General features: G+C 32.5%; 19 protein-coding genes and 1 pseudogene. 11 read left to right on the top strand and 9 right to left on the bottom strand.

Annotation, left to right across the window (positions count from 1 at the left end; genetic code table 11):
• Positions 1-6: 6 nt before the first annotated feature.
• Entirely contained in the window at positions 7-303 is a 297-nt protein-coding gene (locus tag AAGD29_RS01335; RefSeq protein WP_341758223.1) for a succinate dehydrogenase assembly factor 2, read from the bottom strand.
• A 144-nt stretch (positions 304-447) separates the two neighbouring features.
• Here AAGD29_RS01335 and AAGD29_RS01330 point away from each other — a divergent pair, with 144 nt between their 5' ends.
• From AAGD29_RS01330 to AAGD29_RS01300, 7 genes are all read left to right on the top strand, one after another.
• A complete protein-coding gene (locus tag AAGD29_RS01330; RefSeq protein ID WP_341758815.1) occupies positions 448-831 on the top strand; it encodes a rhodanese-like domain-containing protein in 384 nt (127 codons plus the stop codon).
• A complete protein-coding gene (gene dnaA / locus AAGD29_RS01325; RefSeq protein WP_410521162.1) occupies positions 816-2,225 on the top strand; it encodes a chromosomal replication initiator protein DnaA in 1,410 nt (469 codons plus the stop codon). The genes AAGD29_RS01330 and dnaA overlap by 16 nt, the downstream gene beginning before the upstream one ends.
• A gap of 375 nt (positions 2,226-2,600) precedes the next feature.
• Positions 2,601-3,863, top strand: coding sequence for an ATP-dependent Clp protease ATP-binding subunit ClpX (gene clpX / locus AAGD29_RS01320; protein ID WP_341758222.1), 1,263 nt, complete (start codon positions 2,601-2,603; stop codon positions 3,861-3,863).
• 89 nt (positions 3,864-3,952) lie between these two features.
• Positions 3,953-4,441, top strand: coding sequence for a hypothetical protein (locus AAGD29_RS01315; protein WP_341758221.1), 489 nt, complete (start codon positions 3,953-3,955; stop codon positions 4,439-4,441).
• Positions 4,413-4,697 carry a hypothetical protein gene (locus AAGD29_RS01310; RefSeq protein ID WP_341758220.1) on the top strand — a complete coding sequence of 95 codons (285 nt, stop codon included), beginning with the start codon at positions 4,413-4,415 and terminating at the stop codon, positions 4,695-4,697. The genes AAGD29_RS01315 and AAGD29_RS01310 overlap by 29 nt, the downstream gene beginning before the upstream one ends.
• A gap of 107 nt (positions 4,698-4,804) precedes the next feature.
• Positions 4,805-5,095 (top strand): hypothetical protein, encoded by a 291-nt coding sequence (locus AAGD29_RS01305; protein WP_341758219.1) that lies wholly within the window; start codon positions 4,805-4,807, stop codon positions 5,093-5,095.
• A 96-nt stretch (positions 5,096-5,191) separates the two neighbouring features.
• A complete protein-coding gene (locus AAGD29_RS01300; protein ID WP_341758218.1) occupies positions 5,192-5,416 on the top strand; it encodes a hypothetical protein in 225 nt (74 codons plus the stop codon).
• Between the two features lie 278 nt (positions 5,417-5,694).
• On the opposite strand, the pseudogene AAGD29_RS01295 reads toward AAGD29_RS01300, so the two are convergent.
• The 3 genes and pseudogenes from AAGD29_RS01295 to mutS all read right to left on the bottom strand — a co-directional run bounded on the left by AAGD29_RS01295 (position 5,695) and on the right by mutS (position 11,953).
• Positions 5,695-7,040: pseudogene (locus AAGD29_RS01295) on the bottom strand (class I SAM-dependent methyltransferase).
• 66 nt (positions 7,041-7,106) lie between these two features.
• Complete coding sequence (gene recJ / locus AAGD29_RS01290) at positions 7,107-8,915, bottom strand: single-stranded-DNA-specific exonuclease RecJ (RefSeq protein ID WP_341758217.1); 1,809 nt, start codon at positions 8,913-8,915, stop codon at positions 7,107-7,109.
• 374 nt (positions 8,916-9,289) lie between these two features.
• On the bottom strand, positions 9,290-11,953 hold the full coding sequence (gene mutS, locus AAGD29_RS01285; RefSeq protein ID WP_341758216.1) for a DNA mismatch repair protein MutS: 2,664 nt from the start codon (positions 11,951-11,953) through the stop codon (positions 9,290-9,292).
• Between the two features lie 436 nt (positions 11,954-12,389).
• Between mutS and AAGD29_RS01280 the strand changes: the two genes are divergently transcribed.
• Positions 12,390-12,671 carry a hypothetical protein gene (locus AAGD29_RS01280; RefSeq protein WP_341758215.1) on the top strand — a complete coding sequence of 94 codons (282 nt, stop codon included), beginning with the start codon at positions 12,390-12,392 and terminating at the stop codon, positions 12,669-12,671.
• A 283-nt stretch (positions 12,672-12,954) separates the two neighbouring features.
• Here the strand turns inward: AAGD29_RS01280 and AAGD29_RS01275 are convergent, their stop codons facing one another.
• The 5 genes from AAGD29_RS01275 to AAGD29_RS01255 all read right to left on the bottom strand — a co-directional run bounded on the left by AAGD29_RS01275 (position 12,955) and on the right by AAGD29_RS01255 (position 16,548).
• A complete protein-coding gene (locus AAGD29_RS01275) occupies positions 12,955-13,182 on the bottom strand; it encodes an HU family DNA-binding protein (protein WP_341753631.1) in 228 nt (75 codons plus the stop codon).
• Positions 13,183-13,185: 3 nt separating this feature from the next.
• Complete coding sequence (gene sppA / locus AAGD29_RS01270; protein ID WP_341758214.1) at positions 13,186-14,100, bottom strand: signal peptide peptidase SppA; 915 nt, start codon at positions 14,098-14,100, stop codon at positions 13,186-13,188.
• A gap of 176 nt (positions 14,101-14,276) precedes the next feature.
• Entirely contained in the window at positions 14,277-14,735 is a 459-nt protein-coding gene (smpB, locus tag AAGD29_RS01265) for an SsrA-binding protein SmpB (RefSeq protein WP_341758213.1), read from the bottom strand.
• Positions 14,722-15,618, bottom strand: coding sequence for a 4-hydroxy-tetrahydrodipicolinate synthase (dapA, locus tag AAGD29_RS01260; protein ID WP_341758212.1), 897 nt, complete (start codon positions 15,616-15,618; stop codon positions 14,722-14,724). Before dapA ends, smpB begins: the two co-directional genes overlap by 14 nt.
• 27 nt (positions 15,619-15,645) lie before the next feature.
• Complete coding sequence (locus AAGD29_RS01255) at positions 15,646-16,548, bottom strand: branched-chain amino acid transaminase (RefSeq protein ID WP_341758211.1); 903 nt, start codon at positions 16,546-16,548, stop codon at positions 15,646-15,648.
• A gap of 58 nt (positions 16,549-16,606) precedes the next feature.
• On the opposite strand from AAGD29_RS01255, the gene AAGD29_RS01250 reads away from it, so the two are divergent.
• The 3 genes from AAGD29_RS01250 to AAGD29_RS01240 all read left to right on the top strand — a co-directional run bounded on the left by AAGD29_RS01250 (position 16,607) and on the right by AAGD29_RS01240 (position 21,108).
• Positions 16,607-17,287: a response regulator transcription factor gene (locus tag AAGD29_RS01250; protein WP_341758210.1), complete on the top strand. Its 681-nt coding sequence runs from the start codon at positions 16,607-16,609 to the stop codon at positions 17,285-17,287.
• Positions 17,271-18,569 carry an ATP-binding protein gene (locus tag AAGD29_RS01245; protein WP_341753637.1) on the top strand — a complete coding sequence of 433 codons (1,299 nt, stop codon included), beginning with the start codon at positions 17,271-17,273 and terminating at the stop codon, positions 18,567-18,569. The genes AAGD29_RS01250 and AAGD29_RS01245 overlap by 17 nt, the downstream gene beginning before the upstream one ends.
• A gap of 658 nt (positions 18,570-19,227) precedes the next feature.
• A complete protein-coding gene (locus tag AAGD29_RS01240; RefSeq protein WP_341758209.1) occupies positions 19,228-21,108 on the top strand; it encodes an LTA synthase family protein in 1,881 nt (626 codons plus the stop codon).
• Positions 21,109-21,136 lie beyond the last annotated feature (28 nt).

Raw genomic sequence — 21,136 nt, 5'->3', positions numbered from 1 at the left:
TTAAGCTTATAGGCGGTTAATATCAAAATTAAGTATTTGTAACATCACTTTTGAATTTAAGTGAACAGGAGGAGTTGTTTTATTAGTAATCCAATCATAAATATCTATATCATTTTGATTAAGTATTAAAGCAAAATCTGTTAAACTATCTATATCCATATTAGCAAGAAATTGTTCAGCAAATTTACCTAATATTAACCCGGTTTCTTTGCAACCACGATTTTTGCTTTGGTGTAGTAATTTTTTAGCTAGGAATGCTTTTTTAAAATAGTCCATATTGATAATCTTACAAAAAAATATCATAATATGATTCAGATAGTTTGACAATTACCAAATATAAAATATAAAATGTAAACTGTATATAACTAGTATATACTCAAATTTAATTAGTCTAAATCTTGTCCTTATTCAATAAATTTTAATATATTCAAAAAAATGCAGAAGCCTATAAGTATCAAAAATATATCTTCCTTAAAAGCTTATAAGTTGCTAGAAATGGATGAGTGTACCATTGTTGTTGATGTTAGAACTGCTGAAGAATGGCAGAAAATAGGTATTCCAAAGCTTGATAAAGATCAAGTACTTTTTCTTAGCTGGCGTTTATTGCCTGATATGTCATTAAATCGTGAATTTAACAACCAGTTCATGTCGAAAGTCAGTAATAAAAATAATGTATTATTCCTTTGCCGTTCAGGTACACGATCTCATGAAGCGGCCTTGTGTGCTGGTGGTTTAGGTTATACAAACTGCTACAACATCATTGATGGTTTTGAAGGAGGAACTAATGGAGCTGGTTGGAAACAAAATAATTTACCATGGCAAGTTCTGTGAATACTAACCAAAATCAATTGACTGTAGGAAAGGAAGTAGCTCATTATAGAGATATTTGGCAGCATGTTTGTTCTGATCTTAATAAATATTACGGTGAGTCTTTGTATAAAAGTTGGTTCAGTAAGATTAACTTTCTAGAAGCTTCTACTACTACTGTTATACTTTCTACACCAACAAATTTTATCCGAGATTGGATAAAATCAAGATATGCACGTGCTATATTGCAATCTTGGCAGTCCTATGACAAAGATATTAAATCAATTGAGATAGTTACTAAAGAATTACTAGAACAAAATCCAAATATACCTGAATATTTAGCAAAAATTCCATCAATAAAAGAAGGAATGGATCTCAATTCCGAAGGCATTTTTTCAGCATTAGACTTACGATTTACTTTTGAAAATTTTGTAGTTGGTGGACCAAATGAGTTAGCATATGCAGCCTCTAGAGCAGTTGCTGAATCAGAAAGTGCCGTAGCTGAATCTAACCCCTTATTTTTGTATGGGGGTGTTGGTCTTGGTAAGACACACTTAATGCATGCTATTGCTTGGTATATAAGACATAATAACCCGACTCGCAAAGTAATTTACATGTCGGCAGAAAAGTTTATGTATCAATTCATCAAAGCACTTCGTAATAAAGATGTTATGTCCTTTAAAGAAGAGTTTCGTTCAGTTGATGTGCTAATGATCGATGATATTCAATTTATATCCGGTAAAGATAGTACTCAAGAAGAGTTTTTCCATACTTTCAATGCTTTGATTGATAATAATCGTCAAATGGTTATATCATGTGACCGTTCACCGTCAGATTTAGATAATATTGAAGATCGAATTAAGTCCAGGCTTGGTTGGGGATTGGTTGCAGATGTTCACAGTACTACTTATGAACTAAGATTGGGTATCTTAGAATCTAAGCTTGAACAGATGAATATTCACATACCTAAAAATGTTGTAGAATTCTTGGCATCAAAAATAACATCAAATGTCAGAGAGTTAGAGGGAGCTCTTAATAAAGTTATCGCTCATTCAACTTTAGTTGGTAGGGAGATAACTTTAGAAAATACCCAAAATATCTTACGTGACTTACTACGTTCCAATGAAAGAATTATAACGATTGAAGATATTCAAAGAAAAGTAGCTGATCGTTATAATATTAAATTTTCTGATATGTCTTCTCCTAGACGTATTCGCTCAATAGCTAGACCAAGGCAAGTAGCTATGTATTTAAGTAAAACATTAACCCCAAAAAGCCTTACTGATATCGGTAAGAAATTTGGTAAGAAAGATCATACTACAATAATGCATGCCATCAAAAAAGTAGAAGAATTATGTGAAATTGATGCAGAATTTCGTGAGGAACTTAGTCTGTTAATGAAGATACTGCAAAACTAGATTACTATGAACTTAAAGAAAATCACGTTTCCCATAATAGAAGTATTGCCTTACCCCAATTCGGGATAAGAATTAGTTAATTCTTATCCCGAATTCGCGTGCCTTGAAAATATATTAGACTTACTTAAATAACTTATCTATATTAATTAGATGTATATAAGTAATCTGAGTTTGATATAAAACATTAATTTAATAGCCTAGGTGTCCGTCCCTACTTGCCATTATGTCATCCCTGCTTCGGTGCGGGAATGACATTAACCTTAGCAGGGGTGACATAGTAGATGGGTAAGGGGAGAGAGACTATTAAATCGATGTCTTACATCGAATTGAGGTTATATAAGCTATATTAAACTCATAAATTAAAAAAGTGGAATCATGTCAGGGGAAGTTGAAAAAAAAGAATTAAACTGTTCTTTTTGTGGTAAAAATCAATATGAAGTAATAAAATTAATTGCTGGACCAACAGTATTTATTTGTAATGAATGTATTGAACTTTGCCGTGATATTATAAAAGAAGAGACTAAAGTAACTCTTAAACAAGTTGCCTCTTCAATTCCAACACCACAAAGAATTTTTTCTACTCTTAATGATTACGTAATTGGTCAGGATCAAGCAAAAAAAGTCTTATCAGTTGCGGTATATAATCACTATAAACGATTAGAATATATCGAGTCAGGTAATAATGATGTCGAATTAAATAAATCAAATATCCTAATTATTGGATCTACTGGCTCTGGTAAAACCCTTTTGGCACAAACCTTAGCAAAAATTCTTGATGTACCTTTCACTATGGCAGACGCCACTTCTTTAACCGAAGCTGGCTATGTTGGTGAAGACGTTGAAAATATCTTGCTAAGATTATTACAAGCAGCAGACTTTAATATAGCTAAAGCCCAACGAGGCATTGTTTATATAGATGAAGTAGATAAAATAGCTAGAAAATCTGAAAACCCTTCCATAACAAGAGATGTATCGGGAGAAGGAGTCCAACAAGCATTACTTAAAATCATGGAAGGAACTATTGCTTCTGTTCCCCCCCAAGGCGGCAGAAAACACCCGCAGCAAGATTTTGTTCAAGTAGATACTTCCAATATTTTGTTCATATGCGGTGGAGCTTTCATGGGGATAGATAATATCATTAATGCCCGTACTGCTCAAAGTTCGATTGGTTTTGCAGCAAATGTCCAATCAAAACAAGAAAAAAACCACAGTGAAATACTCAAGTCATTAGAAATTGAAGATCTAGTAAAGTTTGGGTTAATTCCAGAATTCATCGGTAGGCTTCCAGTAATAGCAACTTTAGATGATCTAGATAAAGCCTCTTTGGTGGCAATTTTAACTCAACCAAAAAATGCTGTTATCAAGCAATATCATAAACTATTTGAGCTAGACGATGTTGAACTATCAATTGATCATGATGCTTTAGAAGGAATAGCCGAGAAAGCACTGGCACGAAAAACCGGAGCTAGGGGGCTTAGATCGATAATTGAGACACTGCTACTTGACAGCATGTATAATGTTACCAATCTGAAAAAAATGCATGTACATATTTCAAAAGATGTCATAGATGGCAAAGCTACCCCCATAGTTACAGCAAAAAACTACGGAAAAGCTACTAAAAAACGTATGGCGGTTTAGAAGGATAGTAATTTTTGGTATTAATAAAGATTTATAATTGTATTTTCTTGATAAATATTTAATGACTTAAAAATTAGAGGATTTTATATATGGCAGATTATAATAGAGATAACATTGGTGGCGGTGCTATCAATACCGCATATGACCTATATAATGTTAGTAATGTGTGTTCAGTAACTCTTATAGTACTGAACACTATATCTATAATGCAGAACAATAATGACATTGGTATAGAACTTAGTGATACGGTTAACTTTACTCAAAATGGTCATCACTATAAATTCCAAACACAAGATATTGCAGATTCTACAAAGAATCTAGTCCTAGAAAATGGTTCTACTATTACCTTAATTCTAGCTCCAGGAAAAAAAATTATCTTTACTAAAGATGATATTAGCTATCTTTTTGAAAACTCAGATTTAGAAAGATTCTTCATAAAAGATATAATTTCATTTACAAATACTTGTCAACTCCTAAACACTATCGTCACAAATCCTGAAGAAACAATTGCGATTGATCTTGGTAAAGCAGCACCATATTTAAGAACTTATGAAAATATGGATAAGTTTATTTGCTGAGCAAAATAATATGATTTTTGATCCTAAGAAAGTAGAGTTGTTTATAAAAAAGTATTTTTTTGAATTAGCTGGTATTGCTTGTCAACTAACAGTTGACTTTGGCTCAAAGAGTACTACCACTAACTTAACATCTCTTCCTAAGGAAATGTTAGACGAAATTTGTTCTCATTTAAGGATATCTGATGTTAAGATGATAGGGGAGCATGACGGTCATCACCCTACACTATTAGGAGATGGAGTGCATCCTACAGAGTAATCCACATTCCCCATACAAGAATTGTTGATTAATAAAAATTTATACTGTGTTTTTTTGATAAATATTATATAATGTCCCTTTAACAATTATAATATGAAATTTTATATATGATTAGTAGTAATAATGATATTGGTAACACAGTTAATAATGTCATTAACAGAGAGCCTTTGCCCCATATAAACAATATTAACCCAAAGCTTTTAAAGGCAGCAGCTGTGTTACTCTCTCAAGCCCATAATGCTAATGTTAGTAATACACTTATTGAGGTTGGAACATCATCATCGCAGGACAACAATGTAACGATACCCAATACAACACTTTTAATACCTACCTCTATTACCTATATTGATAATCATCCTTCTCTATTGGGTGAATATCTTGAACCTCCTACAGAGTAATTCTATAGACTTGTCAACAGAACCTAATTAACAGTTGATATTATTTGCATAATGTGTATAATCTTCCTCTGAAAAATTAATAAAGGACGATTATATATGCCCCTGTACAACAGCAAGATTTCAAATAACTTCGATATTAAGAATAATGATTTTAGTAATTTAAATCCTAACAACCACATTATTGGCAAAAATATTACCTTACAGCTTACTACCTTACAGTCTCCCGTAATTACGTTTAGTTCAAATGCTACCTTACGGTTCACTGATGAGCAGGATGTTCGACCAATATTAGGAGACGACAGCGAAGGCTCTGAAGGATAAACCACAAACCTACCATTTCAAAAACTGTTTTTACACTCGATAATCAAGTTTTTTTCTGAAGGCTACAATTCATGGCAGTTTATGTCATCCCAGCGTAGGCTGGTATCTAAAAAAGTTTAAATAGTCTTTTAGGTCATTTTTTTAGATTCCCGCCTACGCGGGAATGACATCTTCTTGGTTTCTTTTCATGATTTTCAAACTGCCATGAATTATATAACTTAATAAAAACTTGATTATCGAGTTACAGCTTTTGAAGTTAGCTATAAATGTCAAATTAGTTAAAAAAGCTTTACTGCTTTGTCATGAAGTAACATAATTCCCGTAGAAAAAAATGGGGCGAATATATTCTTTACTTCCAATAATAAGGATTCATTACTAATTTCTTGTTGTAAATCTTCTCTGATTAAATCAAAGATTTCCTGTAAACTTTTACCACCATCTATCATTTGTTTAAAAACACATTTGGTATAATTAGAAATTGGTATAGTAATATTGATATCCTTTAATAATGAATTATTTAATGTAAAGTTAACAATATTGCCAGCTACTAAAGCATTAGTTTCTATATGATCATAAATTTGTTTAGAAATAGTCTCAGTAATACCATAAAAATATGGTATATTATCCAAATTATCAAGACTAGCAATAGTATCTTTTTGATTAGAAACAAAAAAACTGTGTTTAATAATATTTCCAACAATTAATTCACAAATTGCTTGCTGTGTTATGATATCCATCCTCTTAATTTTCTGTAGAAGAGAAAAGTCACTAATATAATTTTCGATCCTTAGAGCTACTTTTTCGCTAACATCAGAAAATTCCACAAAATTTAAAGCTGCATTATGAATAAATTCATATAATTCGGGAATAGAATAAGCCCTATCCTGTTTATGCAAAAACATGTCATATAAACCTACATCACCAAAATTAATATGATCTCTTAATAGTTCTTGCCCACGTATATACCAATTAGTTGCAGGGAAACCAGCCATAACAGCCTTGGCATTCATTATTTCCTCTACTCTATTGCTAACACCATGGTTTACCATTTTCATGATATCTTGTACCTGATATAATCCAGTACGACCATATTTAGCATAAACCATTATGTTAATTGCTCCCTGATCAGAGAGAGAATCCTTTAAGATCTTTAAACCATTGGGAGGGTTTTTTAAATGGTGCAATACTCCTATACAATTAATATAATCAAACTTACCTAAATTAAGCTTTGGAATATTTAAGATAGAATCATATACCCATTTAATATTGGTAAGACTTCAGCACGTTTTTGGGCAATTTCCATGCTAGGCTTGCTAAAATCTAAATACACCACTTCAGCATTTTTATCTTTTAGTTGCTCTGCCATATATATAGCAGAATCACCAGTACCACCACCTGCAATTAGTACCCGAAAACCTGAATTAAAATCCTCTTTACCTTTATATAAATAATGATTTAACTCACCCAAAAATTCACCGCTAATTACCAGTAATCTTTTTGTTTCATCTTCAGGATTTCTATAAGGATAGGGATAATCTTGATAATGCTCTTGAACTACAGCCAAATCACCAGTTTCCTCAATGGGAACATGGCTATTTGTTTTAACTTGTTTAGATTTTGACATAGGAAATTTACATTATACTTGGAGTTGATAAAAAACTTATAATCATAGCAAAATAGCTAACAAATATCATATTATCAAGTCCTTTATTTGTAATTGAATAGTATTAGATTCTTTCCAGCTATTCATTTTTAATGAACCAATTACAGAAATATTATGTGACTTAATATTAAGTAAAATATTTTCTATAGGACTAGATACACTATTAAACGCAATAGCAGGAAGTGCTTTAGAGCCAAAAGCTTCCTTAGAAGGAGCAAGCAAACATCTTATATGTTTACCACCGACTATGTCAGCTTTTAACACAAAAAGATTAGAGAATTTAAATATTGGCTCATGATTTCCTTGACCAAATGGTTCGAGTTTACTCAGCTCATCCATTAGCGGCAAATTTACACTACTTGTAGTAAGTTCCGCATCATATTCTTCATAGGCAATGTCATTTTGATTACTAATATCAATCTTAAAGGCGTGATTTAAGAATTCTTGTAACTCTTGTAATTTCTCTTCCAATACTGTAAATCCAGCTGCCATTGCATGTCCCCCGCCAGCTATAATTAAATTTTTAGCCTTGGCATTGATAATTTTACTACCAAAATCAACATTTCTGACAGAACGGCAAGAAGCCTTACCGATTGCATCATTTAAAGCTATAACTGCAACTGGTTTATTAAATTTTTCCTTTAATCTGCCAGCGACAATGCCGATAACACCCGGATGCCAGCCTTTACCAACTATAAATAATGAACTATCATTTTCTTGGGTTAAAGCTATTTGAGTAGCTTCCTCTATCATTATCAGCTCTATTACTTTTCGCTCATTATTATGTTTCTCCAACTCCTGTGCAAGTAGATTGGCTTCTATTGCACATTCGGTAGATAAAAGACTAGCGCCCAAGGATGATTTACCAACTCTTCCACCAGCATTGATCCTAGGCCCCAACACAAATCCCAAATGATAACAGTTTGGTTTTTCATTTAAACCAGCAACATCACATAAAGTCTTCATACCTAAATTTTTTCTTTGACCAAGGATTTTTAATCCTTGAGCAACAAAAGCACGATTTAAGTGAATAAGCTTCATTACATCGCATACTGTTCCAAGTGCGACTAAGTCTAAATATTGCATTAAATTGGGTAGAGTATTGCATTTTAAATATACACTATTTTGTATCGAGCACGAAGCTATATCGGCAAAGAAATTTTGTTTTTTTAACTCGGATAATAAGGCGGTAGCAAATAAAAATGATACTCCTACAGCTGCTAGGTACTTATATCTACTCGTTTCATCGATACGATTCGGGTTAACAACAGCAACAGCGTCAGGCAATATATCACTACTAATGTGATGATCGATAACTATTACATCAAGCTTTACTTGCGATGCATATTTTAGAGCCTCATGTGCCATTGCTCCACAATCAACAGTAATAAGTAGCTCAGTAGCATTATCCTTAATTTTCTGCATAGCAGCTGGGGTCGGTCCATACCCTTCAGCAATTCGGTCTGGAACATAAATATCAGCTTCTTGCCCCAAATCTCTAAATACATTCTTAAGTAGTGATGAAGATGTAGCCCCGTCAACGTCATAATCAGCAAATATACAGATTTTCTGTTTATTTATAATAGCTTCTATAGTCCTATCTACTGCTTTTTGCATATCAAGTAAATGAAAAGGATCTGGCAGTAAATTCTTGAGCTTAGGTGATAAAAAATCTATAGCTTGTGACAAGTTCTCTAAGCGAGGGAATAGAACCCGTGCTAGAAAATCACTGATTCCTACAGAACGACAAAGTTCTGAAACATCACCTTCGTTTACTGATCGCTGTTGCCAAATTTTTCCATTTACTGAACGTTTGGGTTCTAGTGGTACTATCATGTAAGGCAACCCTATTTAAAAAATTAAAGCCCATTAATTAACCTCAACTATCGATGTAACAAGTTAATATTAGGCTCAAGTAATCATCGCCATTAGGGGTGATGTTACCGCCATTATGTCATCTGCTTTCCTTTATGTCCCTGCTTTGGTGCGGGATCTAGAATATCTAAAGCATCCTTCCTGTCTATTTCTTTAGATTCCGCACCGAAGCAGGAATGACATCGTTTCATCGTATATGTCATCCCAGCGAAAGCTGGGATCTAAAAATGTTTAAGCACCTAATCCTCGCTACTTCTTTAGACCCCTGCCTACGCAGGGGTGACACCCTATGCTATTAAACAGATGTCTTACATCAATATTCGAGGTTATATTACTCAAAAAATTAGTTCCTTTAATTTATAAACCAACTCCAAGGCTTGTTTAGGGGAGAGCTGATCAGGATCGATTTTATTAATTTCTTCTTCTAACTTATTGAATTTTATCTCTTTTTTGCTCTCTACTGGTAAGCTAAATAAACTTAAATTGTTTGATTCGGTATTTAATATATTCTTATTTTTGTACGTTGCGGTTTTTTCTAGTTTTGTTAAAATGTCGTTCGCCCTAATTATAACAGATTTTGGTAGGCCCGCTAAGTAGGCTACATGAATTCCATAAGATTTATCAGCCGTCCCTGCTATAATATTATGCAAAAATAATATTTCTTTCCCTAATTCCTCAATAGCCACCGTATAATTTTGCAAGGCTGGCAAAAAGTTACTCATACTGGTTAATTCGTGATAATGCGATGCAAATAAACACCTACATTTGAGATTATCATGAATATATTCAAGCACTGACCAAGCAATTGATACACCATCATAGGTGGAAGTTCCGCGGCCAACCTCATCTAATATGACTAAAGAATTTTTAGTAGATTGTGCTAAAATAGCTGATGTTTCAAGCATTTCCACCATAAAAGTCGACTGTCCTGCTTGTAAATCATCCCCTGCCCCTATCCTACTAAATATCTTGTCTACAATACCTATTTTGGCACTTTTAGCCGGCACAAAACTACCAATTTGAGCTAATATAGCTATTAGGGCATTTTGCCGTAAAAAAGTACTTTTACCTGACATATTAGGTCCAGTAATTAACCAAATTCTATTAGCTTCCGATAAAGTACAGTTATTGTGAATAAAGCTTTTTTTATCATTTGATAAACTTTGTTCAACGACTGGGTGACGCCCTTCAATAATCTCAAAACTCAAATCATTGCTTAAGCTAGGCTTGACATAATTATATTCATCAGCAATATAAGCAAAATTACAAAATACATCAAGCTGACTCAAGGAACAGCTAAGTAATCGTAAGAATATAGCTTTATCAATAACTTGCTGGCATATTTTATTATATAATTCTAGTTCAAGACTAACCGCTAAACTCCTGCTATTAACCATATCGCTTTCTAACTTTTGTAATTCAATAGTAGTATAGCGACTAGCATTAGAAGTTGTTTGTCGGTGAATAAATTTTGATTCGTACATCTTATCACTATGTCTTAGGGTAACTTCAATAAATAACCCAAGGACATTATTATGCGATATTTTTAGAGTGTCGATGCCAGTATCAAGGCGATATACATTTTTTAATTTTTCTACATGTGCTTTGCCATTGTTAATTAAGTCATATAATTCTTGTATTTTAGGATGATAATGATGATTTATTATCCCGCCTTCATTGATAGTATTAGGTGCATCCTCTCTAATTGCTTGATCTATTAAGGAATATAACTGTTCATCTCCGGATAGTGGTTTAATTAAGTTCTCTATATAATCTAGTAAATTTAGCCCATAATGGCAAATAAACTCTCCTTTTATTTCCAGTGCAGCATTTAACGTATATTTAATATTTAGCAGATCTCGCCCGCAGCCACGATTCATGGTAATTCTAGCCAAGCAACGTTCTAAATCCCCAGTTTTCTTGAGTAACTTTTTAATATTTCCTACTAGTTCAATATTTGAATAAAAAAATTCTGTGATATTTTGTCGATAATTTATTTCATCAATATCTATTAGTGGTGTAGATAAAAAGTGATATAGTAAACGACTACCAGCCTTAGTAACTGTGTGATCAATAGTGGTCAGCATACTACCCTTGGTTTTTCCTAATAAATTATTAGTAATTTCCAAATTCCGCCGAGTCGCCGAATCAATAATCATAAAATTATGGTAATTGACCAACAAGGGCAAAGGTAGCGAAGGTATATTTTGCTTTTGCGTTAAAGATAAATACTCTAAGATACTACCAATACTACTTATTTGACATTCAGATATTTCCCCTATGCCTTTTAGATCATTGATTTTGTAAAAATCTAAAATAATTTTATGGCATTTTTTAGGAGCAAAAAAACTATCAACTTGATACGAGACACGGAAATGTAATTGGTGCTGAATACTATTAGCTAATTGCTCTCCCTGTAAATTTTCGCTAAGTAAAATCTCTTTAGGCTTAAGACGTGATAGTTCATTTAGAATCTCATCCTGCGGAATCTCTATAACTGAAATTTCTGAAGTAGAAAGATCAACATAACAAATTGACGCCCTGTTTTTTAGCAAAACTAAGCTTGCCAAATAATTAGGTTCGCATGACGAAATTAAAGATTCCTCGGTAATAGTACCTGGGGTGATAATACGCGTTACATCCCTATTTACTACAGCTTTATAGCCACCGCGTTTCTTTGCCTCTTCCGGCGTCTCTAATTGATCGCAAATAGCAACTTTGTAATTTTCTTCAATTAATTTATTTAAATAGGTCTCAAGAGCATGATGAGGGACACCACACATAGCAATCTCATAGTCTCCATTAGACCCTCTTTTGGTAAGAGCAATACCTAAAACTTGGCTGGCAAGAATTGCATCCTCAAAAAACATTTCATAAAAATCACCCATCCTAAATAATAGAAGACAATCAAGATTAGCAAATTTGATGTCTAAATATTGTTGCATCATCTTTGTTGATTGATCATAATTATATTTATGGCGAAATTCTTCTAAAGTCATGGATATATTAGTTGTTTGAATTAGATTTGAGTATATACTCAGGTAGAACTTCAAGAATTAAGGTCATCGTATCCTAAATATCTCAACGCACAGCTAGCTTGACTTTGCTACTGTTAACTCTTCTTGAAGTTATACTATTGTCCACCCACTCTTGAAATTATAGCAGTATATGTTTAGATTCAAAAGAGCTTTTGATTTTAATTTAACCTCAACTATCGATGTAAGAATAATTATTATTCTCTGCACGCTCGATGTTATCCCTGCGAAGGCAGGGATCTAAAAATGTTTAAGCACTTAATCCTTGCTACTTCTTTAGACCCCTGCCTACGCAGGGGTGACATCCCCCACAATAGAGATGATACTGGGTCTAGTATTAACTTGTTACATCGAACTGAGGTTTAATTTACTAATTTGAGTAAGTAAAAAGTCAAAAAATATGCCAAATCCAATAACTTACACAATAGAAAACTTAAGCGATGCACGAGAGTTCTTATCCAAATTCCATGAGCCGGTTATTTTAACTAACAAAAGTGGTAGCACGAGATATTACGGTATGCTAGTGTGGGATTATATTTTTAAAAAACTAATTGAAGAATTTCCCCAAATTGTAAAAATTATTGTTAATGTAGGAAACGATCACGCAGCTTTATTTACCGCTATCAAACTTAATTACCAAAATATAGTTTATACTGGTAAATCAGCAGAGGCTAGGAAGTAACCCCAATTCGGGATAAGAATTAGTTAATTCTTATCCCGAATTGGCTTTAATATAACCTCGAGTATCGATGTAAGAATAATTATTATTCTCTGCACGCTCGATGTCATCCCTACGAAAGCAGGGATCTAAAAATGTTTAAGCACTTAATCCTTGCTACTTCTTTAGACCCCTGCCTTCGCAGGGGTAACATCCCCCACAATAGAGATGATACTAGGTCTAGTATTAACTTGTTACATCAAACTGAGGCTAAAGTATATAATTATTCCCTCCCTTTTCCAAAAGTCTAGCGATGTCCACGATAATAGACAGTTTTATATGACTGCTCACTATTGGGAAATTTCCGCTCCCTAATTGAGAAGCTACCGAAGCCCCTAATTTCAATACGATTTTGCTCAGCGAGGCTAGACTGTAAATAATCAAATACCAAATCTATAGAATCTTTTATATCTTCCTTAGAAAGATAATTAAGTTCCTTAGATATTTTATCCACTAAATCAGACTTTCTTGCCATAAATTAAAAAATTGCTTTTATTCCTTGAAATTTATTTTTAAAAAAACTTGGTAAAACACTATCAAAATCCTCCATAATAATTTCAAGAAATTTTGATTTCGGTTTTATTTTAAATTCTTTTACCTTCAAATCTTTATCAATTTTTTTGACTTCCTGTAACCATTTAATCGCATCATCCTCAGAACCCACAGCATCAACAAGTTTTAGTTTCAAAGCTTGGCGACCAGAATATATCCGACCATCAGCTATTTTTTTAACTTCTTCAATTGCTAATCCCCTTCTTAAAGCAACGAGTTCAATAAAATAATCATATGTATCCTGTACATTAGACATTATAGCCTGACGAACAGCTTCTGTAACTTTCTCAGTAGGATTAGGAGCGGCTTTTAATTCCCCAGATTTAAAATTATTGAAGGTAATACCTAGTGTCTTTGCTAAATCTGTGACTTCTAGAGTTTGGAAAATCACACCAATTGAGCCAGTAATCGTTCCATTATGACTAATTATGTAATCCCCTCCTAATGATATCAAATATCCTCCACTCGCTGCCAATGTACCCATAACAATCACTACCGGTTTTTTTGCTGATATTTTTCTGAGTATATTGTAAATTTTCTCTGATCCAACCACAGTTCCACCAGGAGAATTGATATTAACAATTAGAGCATTAATCTTATCATCATCAATGATTTTCTCCAATCTTTTATCACGTTTTGTATCCTCAAAAATTATATCTTCTATTGAAACTGTAGCTATATAGTTACTATTAGTAGTTACATATTCAGAACTTGGAAAATCAAATTTCTTAATCATCATAACAATTAAAACTATAAACATTAAAATTGCTGCTAACTTCCACAGCCTTAATTTTAATTTATTTTGCTTTCTTTCAATTATGTAGTCAGGAGTTATTGTCATTAACTTTACCTATTTGTTTATATGGAAGTATAATGGGTGCTTTAGTCTCTAAGAAGCCAAGGTACTGTGCTAGTTTTTGGTAAGTCTCCCAAAGAACTGGGTAATAAATTTTGATATTCTCAAACACTTTTCTTACATCTTGCCATTATGTAAACATACGATGTATTATTTTCACCCTACTTCGCACGCATAATCCGCCCCTGATCCCTCTTCCAATCTTGTTCTTTAATAGACTGTCTTTTATCATGTAATTTTTTACCTTTTGCTATGCCTAACTCAACTTTTACTTTATTTTTTTTATTGAAATATAAAGAAAGAGCAACAAGAGTGTAGCCTTTTAGGCGAATTTTACCAATTATTTTCTTTATTTCACTAGAATTAAGAAGCAACTTACGGGTCCTTCTAGTCGAATGATTAAATCTGTTAGCTTTGTCATATTCCGCAATATGGCAATTATATAAAAACACTTCATTTGCCGAATTTTCTGCATGACTATCTTCTATACTAGCTTTTCCTTGACGCAGTGATTTAACTTCACTCCCAGTTAATATTATGCCAGCTTCAATTTTTTCTTCAATAAAGTAATTGAAATATGCTTTTTTATTTTGTGCTATTATTTTCTTATATTCCGACATAGTCCATAGCTTTATAGTCCATAGCTTTATTTACTTTTTCCTCGGTAACTTTCAACGCTGAAGTTAAAGGAAGCCTTAACTCATTAGAACATAGCCCTAATCTGCACGCTGCATATTTCACTGATATTGGATTTGTTTCTGCAAATAATGCTTTATATAAGGGTAGTAACTGCTGCTCTATTCGTAGAGCTTCTTTATAATTACCAGCATGACAATTATCCTGTAATTTCTTGCACAAACTAGGTGCTATATTAGAGGCAACAGAAACGCACCCTACTCCCGAGTGAGCATTATAAGATAAAGCTATTCCATCATTACCACACAATAAGTTAAAATCTTTGCTTACAGCATCCTTAATTCTCAAAGGACGTTCTAAATCAGTACCTGCATCTTTAAAAGCTACAATACGTGGTAGTTTACTGAGCCTAACTATCGTGTCATCTGAAAAGTCAACCACAGTTCTACTAGGTACTGAATACAGCATTATGGGCAAATTACTTACATTATGTATAGCTTCAAAATGTAAATAAATTCCTTCTTGCATAGGTTTTACGTAAGAAGGAATACTACACATAAACCCATCAACAGGAATTTTTGTACATATTTTTATCATATCTATGGCTATACTGGTAGTAATAGCACTGCAACCTGCTATTACTTGGGTACGGTTTTTAGTAATTTCTACAGCCATTTCTAACAAAGATTGATATTCCTGTAAACTTAAGCTAGCCCCCTCACCAGTAGAACCAGCAATCACTACTCCATCAACTTTATTATCAATTTGATAGTTAAGTATTTTCTCCAAAGAAACAAAATCTAATTTATTATCCTTAAAAGGGGTTATAATGGCTGTAATAAGCCCTTTAAATATATTATTGTTCATCTTGCATCAGTCCCATTATATCACTATTTACCTACGCACTAAGCTATTATATTCTTTTTTTAACAAATTAGTAATTTTACTATCTTCAAAGATAATATTTTGATCACCACGGTTAATCGATTTAATCCCCTTAACTTCTGCAGCTGTACCAGTCATAAAACATTCATTAAACTCCCCTAACCTATCTAGAGTTATGTACTCTTCCTTAACCTCAAGATTTAACTCTTTAGCAAGTTTTATAACTGTTTGACGCGTTATGCCATTTAAAAAACTATCAGCTATCGGTGTAAATAATTGCTCTCCTTTAACAAAAAAGATATTTGTAGTAGTACATTCAGCAATAAATCCTCGCCAATCTAATAGAATTGCATCATTATAACCCAAAGACTTAGCTTCTTTTTGGCATACTATCATCATATTGTAATGTCCTGACGATTTACACTGCGGCGGCAGCGAGTTTGGATGGCATTTCCGCCAACGTGCAATATGTAAACTTAAAGCATCAGAAGGTCTAGGAGTTGATGGAATAGCAGCAATTAATAAATTAACTGATAAATTTACATTAGTTAGATTAAGAGATTCACTACCATACCAAATTAAAGGACGAACATACGCATCTTTAATATTATTTTTTTCTATAAGTAAGTGATGGGCTTTTATAATGTCTTCAAAACTATATGGCATTTCCATAGCTAAAGTTTGTGCCGATTCTATCAAACGCTGCGTATGTTCTTCTAATTTAAAAATTTTTCCATCATAGGCTTTTTCTCCTTCAAAAACTCCACCAGAATAATGTAAACTATGAGTAAGAACATCTACTTTAGCTTCCTGCCAAGCAATAAAATTACCGTTAATCCAGATATAACCTGATAATTGTTTAAGGTTTCTATGCCGCTCTTCTACAATTAGATTTTCTTGTGTTATTATCATTGTCAACCTTCCATTATTCAGTTAGTATAACCTAACCTCAAATACCAAAACTTTATTTATGCAAAGTCCTAAGCCCCACATTCTTGTAGTCGATGATGATACTCGAATACAAAAACTTTTAAAACAGTTTTTGTATAAAAACGACTTTTTAGTATCAACAGCAGCTTCCGTCCAAGAAGCTGAGGAACTATTAAAATCCTCTATTTATGACTTAATTATTCTAGACGTTATGTTGCCGAATGTTACAGGGCTTGATTTTGCCCATACTATAAGATCAAGTAAAAACCTTATACCAATTGTTATGCTAACTGCACTATCACAACCAAGTGATCGTATCAAGGGATTAGAATCCGGTGCATCTGATTATCTGACCAAACCTTTCGAACCGAAAGAATTATTACTCAGGATTAATAACCTATTAAATAGCTATAATAATTATAAAAAACAAGATAAAATCAAGCGATTAGGCAATAATTATTATAACTTAGAATCAAAGGAATTTATAAAAAATAATCAACTTGTACAATTGAGTTCTACAGAACAAAAATTGCTAGAAGTATTATTAAAACACAATGGACAAGAAATGAAACGTGATGAGTTGTCAAAAATAATGGGAGGACTTAGCCCTCGCTCTATCGACGTACAAATTGTCAGAATAAGAAGTAAGATTGAAGATGACCCTAAAGAACCAAAATATCTAAAAACCATTCGGAATAGCGGTTATGCTATCTATACATAAACTTATACCACAAACTTTACTGGCTAGATTTGTTCTCATCATTATTGTTCCAACATTAATAGGACAAATTCTAGCAGTGTTTTTGTTCTATGATCGTCACTGGTATAATGTCTCTTACTATACTAGCAATATTATTGCTAATGAAATTATTTCCCTTCTTGAACAAGACGACAATAATTTATTAGAAAAAAATACAACAGAAACAAATTATTTAAATTTGTCGTATCAGTTTCATCAAGAATTAAACTTGCCACGCAAACAACCTAGAATTAGTGAAGAATTAGAGATTTTTAAAAATATTATTAACGTAAAAATTAATAAGAAAAATATAGTAAAGATTAATGATTCAAAAAGAATTGAAGTATTATTCCAATTAACCGATGGTTTACTAAAAATAACTTTCCCTGCAAAATTATTGATGAATCCAACGGCTTACATTTTTGTTCTATGGTTAATCTTCTTAACTATTTTACTACTTTCTGTTTCCTTAATCTTCTCTAAAAAGCAAATTAACTCCATTTTAACTCTTGCAGATGCTGCTGATCAATTCGGACAAGGAATCACAAGATTACCAACATTTAAACCTTCTGGTGCAAAAGAAATTAAAAAAGCTGGTATTGCTTTTCTGAAAATGAAAGAACGAATTGAACAACAAATTTCTAAAAGAACTAGAATGCTGGCACAGATTTCGCATGACTTATGTACTCCCCTAACTAGAATGAAGTTACAACTGGAGTTAATGAAAGAATCTGAGGAAACAGAAGGTCTTAAGGAAGATATACTTACCATGCAACAAATGATAAAATCATACCTTGACTTTGCTAAGGGTGAAAATGGTGAAGAAGCTCAAATAATTGAATTATCTTCTTGGCTATCTACTATCATAAATAAATGGCCTGTTGCCAATATTGAGCTGCTTGCAACAAAGCAGATAACAGCACAAATCAAGCCTATCAACTTTGAACGTGCAATATCTAACGTAATAAGTAATGCTATAAAATATTCTACAAAAATAAAAATTACTGTATGCTCTACCTCTACTAACGTAATAATAAAAATTGAAGATAACGGTATTGGCATAAAGGATGCAGAGAAATTATTAGTGTTTAAAGCATTTTATCGTTCAGATAAGTCACGACCACTTAATAATTCAGGTAATGTTGGACTTGGTCTTGCTATTACTAAAGAAATAATCATTGATCATAATGGAACAATATCCTTGCAGGATAGTAAAATTCTAGGTGGTTTATTGGTTGAAATTTCACTACCTCTAATAACATGAATTCTATGATCAAAGGTTTTACTTCACGGTATAATTGTATACTATTTAGTCTTTTACTCGATAATCAAGTTTTTATTGAGTTATATAATTCAGGACAGTGTAAAAGTCATGAAAAGAAGTCGAGAAGATGTCATTCTCAGCAACGGCGGGAATCTAAAAATACAAAAACACCTTAGACTTGAAGGCTTTTGAGATCCCTGCCGTAGCTCGGATGACATAAACTGCCATGAATTGTAGCCTTCAGAAAAAAACTTGATTATCGAGTATATACCCCAATTCGGGATAAGAATTAGTTAATTCTTATCCCGAATTCGCGTATGAAGATATTGTTTAACCGATTTTTCTTGGATTGCTTCGTCGGTCTTACGACCTCCTCGCAATGACGTTAATTTAACCTGAATTCGATGTAACTTGTTACATCGAATTCAGTGTTATATATAGAAACAATCAGGTTTGAAGCGGTTCTACACCTAATTGTTAAAATATAACACTCCATTCAATATGTGATTTTAATTATTAAAATCACATATTGAATGATGAAAAAAGTTAAAATGCACTCGCGTCAGCCGCTTCAAGAGTGCATTTTTCCTTATAACAAAGCCAGTTCGATATAAGAATTATTAATTCTTATATCGAACTGAGGTTAATTTAGATATATATGATAAAAACACTACTACATTTTCCTATTGTTAGAATTTACCTAATGTTTCAGTTTATTACTCGTATTCTATTAAGCTCATATGCTTTATGGCAACAACAAATAACCATATCTGATCTAGTATCAACTTTTGTTATTGGTACATTCAATGATCTAATATCTCTTTGTTATTTTTTACCAGTAATGTCGCTTGTTATCATTGGCTTCTACAAGTTATTGGTTCGGTATAAATTTTTGTATGTAAGCTGCTCTTTTATCGCTTATTTTTGTACTATTGCACTACTAATATTTATTGCCATCGCAGAGATTACTTTTTGGGATGAGTTCGGCGTTAGATTTAATTTTATTGCTGTAGATTATCTAATTTATACTCATGAAATCATTGGTACTGTAAAAGAGTCTTTGCCCTATATAGAAATATTACTAGGCATTATAATTATTACACTACTGATTGTTTTTTTCTTAAGAAAATACATAATTAATCAAGCAAGTACTCTAAATGGCAAGAAACATATTTTTTGTGTGATAATGCTATTTTTGTTTAGCCTACTTGTTTTTAATTTTTATAACCCCAATAAAATTGCTTTTAATTATAATAAATATGCTATCGAGCTTGCTAAAAACGGTCCATATGAGTTCTGCTCTGCCTATTTTAATAATAGCTTGGACTATAATAGTTTTTATCCAGTAATTGATAAAAAGCGGGCTTTAGATATTGTCCGCTCCAATTTATCGAAAGATAAACAAATATTTTTAAACGATGCTACTATAGAACGAAATATCAGAGCTAATTCTTCTAATAATAAAAAATATAATATTATTTTTATTACCGTCGAAAGTCTGAGTAGCGAATTCATGGGTAAATTTGGCAATCAACAAAATATTACTCCAAATTTAGATAGATTAGCTGATGAAAGCATATTTTTTACCAATCTATATGCAGTAGGAACTAGAACAGTAAGAGGTTTGGAAGCTATTACTTTATCAGTACCACCAACTCCTGGTTCTTCCATTATTCGTAGACCTGATAACCAATCGCTATTTAATATAGGTACTATTTTTAAGAATGAAGGTTATGTTATTAACTTCGTATTTGGTGGCTATAGTTACTTTGATAATTTTGCAAATTATTTTCATGGTAATGGTTATAATATAGTTGATCGAGGTAATCTGAAATCAAATGAAATAAGTTTCTCCAATATTTGGGGAGTAGCTGATGAGGATATACTAATAAAATCACTAGAGTTAGCCGATCAAAGTCATAAGGAAGGCAAACCCTTCTTCTCATTAATTATGACTGTCTCTAACCATCGTCCTTATACTTTCACCGAAGGTAGAATTGATTTGCCATCTGGTAGTGGACGTAATGCAGCTGTTAAATACACTGACTATGCTATTGGTAAGTTTCTTGAATTAGCAAAAACTCGCCCTTGGTTTAATAATACTATCTTTGTTATTACTGCTGATCATTGTGCATCAAGTGCTGGTAAAACTGATTTGCCTATTAACAAATATCATATACCTCTATTAATATATGCTCCTAATATATTAAAACCACAGATAATTGATAGTTTAGCAAGTCAAATTGACATTGCTCCTACTATTTTTGGATTATTAAATTTCTCGTATAACAGTAAGTTCTTCGGTCAAGATATGTTAAACATACCGGCAAAAAGAGCATTTATCAGCACTTACCAATTACTTGGTTTTATGAAAGATAATCACTTAGTTATCTTAAGCCCACAAGGGCAGCCAAAAACTTATAAATTAGTTGGTAAAGATAAAATAGAGACTGAAAATATTCCTAACTTAGTAGAAGAAGCTATTAGTTTTTATCAGATAGCTCATGGTTTATATATTCAGGGTGAAATGAGGGAATAGATTTCTTGAATTACATCTAATAGTAGCT

The organism is Candidatus Tisiphia endosymbiont of Ditula angustiorana, assembly GCF_964026425.1.
In the GTDB taxonomy this organism is placed as follows: Bacteria; Pseudomonadota; Alphaproteobacteria; order Rickettsiales; family Rickettsiaceae; genus Tisiphia.
The sequence above is the reverse complement of the archived record's forward strand: the minus strand, read 5'-3'. Positions and strand labels throughout refer to the sequence as shown.

Bases quoted from the DNA above. Each gene is read 5' to 3' on its own strand.
- mutS (WP_341758216.1), bottom strand. From the start codon at position 11,953: ATGACTTTAGAAGAATTTCGCCATAAATATAATTATGATCAATCAACA.
- AAGD29_RS01240 (WP_341758209.1), top strand. From the start codon at position 19,228: ATGATAAAAACACTACTACATTTTCCTATTGTTAGAATTTACCTAATG.
- AAGD29_RS01245 (WP_341753637.1), top strand. From the start codon at position 17,271: ATGCTATCTATACATAAACTTATACCACAAACTTTACTGGCTAGATTT.
- AAGD29_RS01310 (WP_341758220.1), top strand. From the start codon at position 4,413: ATGAAAATATGGATAAGTTTATTTGCTGAGCAAAATAATATGATTTTT.
- AAGD29_RS01250 (WP_341758210.1), top strand. From the start codon at position 16,607: ATGCAAAGTCCTAAGCCCCACATTCTTGTAGTCGATGATGATACTCGA.
- AAGD29_RS01255 (WP_341758211.1), bottom strand. From the start codon at position 16,548: ATGATAATAACACAAGAAAATCTAATTGTAGAAGAGCGGCATAGAAAC.
- recJ (WP_341758217.1), bottom strand. From the start codon at position 8,915: ATGATAGTACCACTAGAACCCAAACGTTCAGTAAATGGAAAAATTTGG.
- AAGD29_RS01275 (WP_341753631.1), bottom strand. From the start codon at position 13,182: ATGGCAAGAAAGTCTGATTTAGTGGATAAAATATCTAAGGAACTTAAT.
- AAGD29_RS01300 (WP_341758218.1), top strand. From the start codon at position 5,192: ATGCCCCTGTACAACAGCAAGATTTCAAATAACTTCGATATTAAGAAT.
- AAGD29_RS01335 (WP_341758223.1), bottom strand. From the start codon at position 303: ATGATATTTTTTTGTAAGATTATCAATATGGACTATTTTAAAAAAGCA.
- dnaA (WP_410521162.1), top strand. From the start codon at position 816: ATGGCAAGTTCTGTGAATACTAACCAAAATCAATTGACTGTAGGAAAG.
- AAGD29_RS01305 (WP_341758219.1), top strand. From the start codon at position 4,805: ATGATTAGTAGTAATAATGATATTGGTAACACAGTTAATAATGTCATT.
- AAGD29_RS01280 (WP_341758215.1), top strand. From the start codon at position 12,390: ATGCCAAATCCAATAACTTACACAATAGAAAACTTAAGCGATGCACGA.
- AAGD29_RS01315 (WP_341758221.1), top strand. From the start codon at position 3,953: ATGGCAGATTATAATAGAGATAACATTGGTGGCGGTGCTATCAATACC.
- clpX (WP_341758222.1), top strand. From the start codon at position 2,601: ATGTCAGGGGAAGTTGAAAAAAAAGAATTAAACTGTTCTTTTTGTGGT.
- dapA (WP_341758212.1), bottom strand. From the start codon at position 15,618: ATGAACAATAATATATTTAAAGGGCTTATTACAGCCATTATAACCCCT.
- smpB (WP_341758213.1), bottom strand. From the start codon at position 14,735: ATGTCGGAATATAAGAAAATAATAGCACAAAATAAAAAAGCATATTTC.
- sppA (WP_341758214.1), bottom strand. From the start codon at position 14,100: ATGACAATAACTCCTGACTACATAATTGAAAGAAAGCAAAATAAATTA.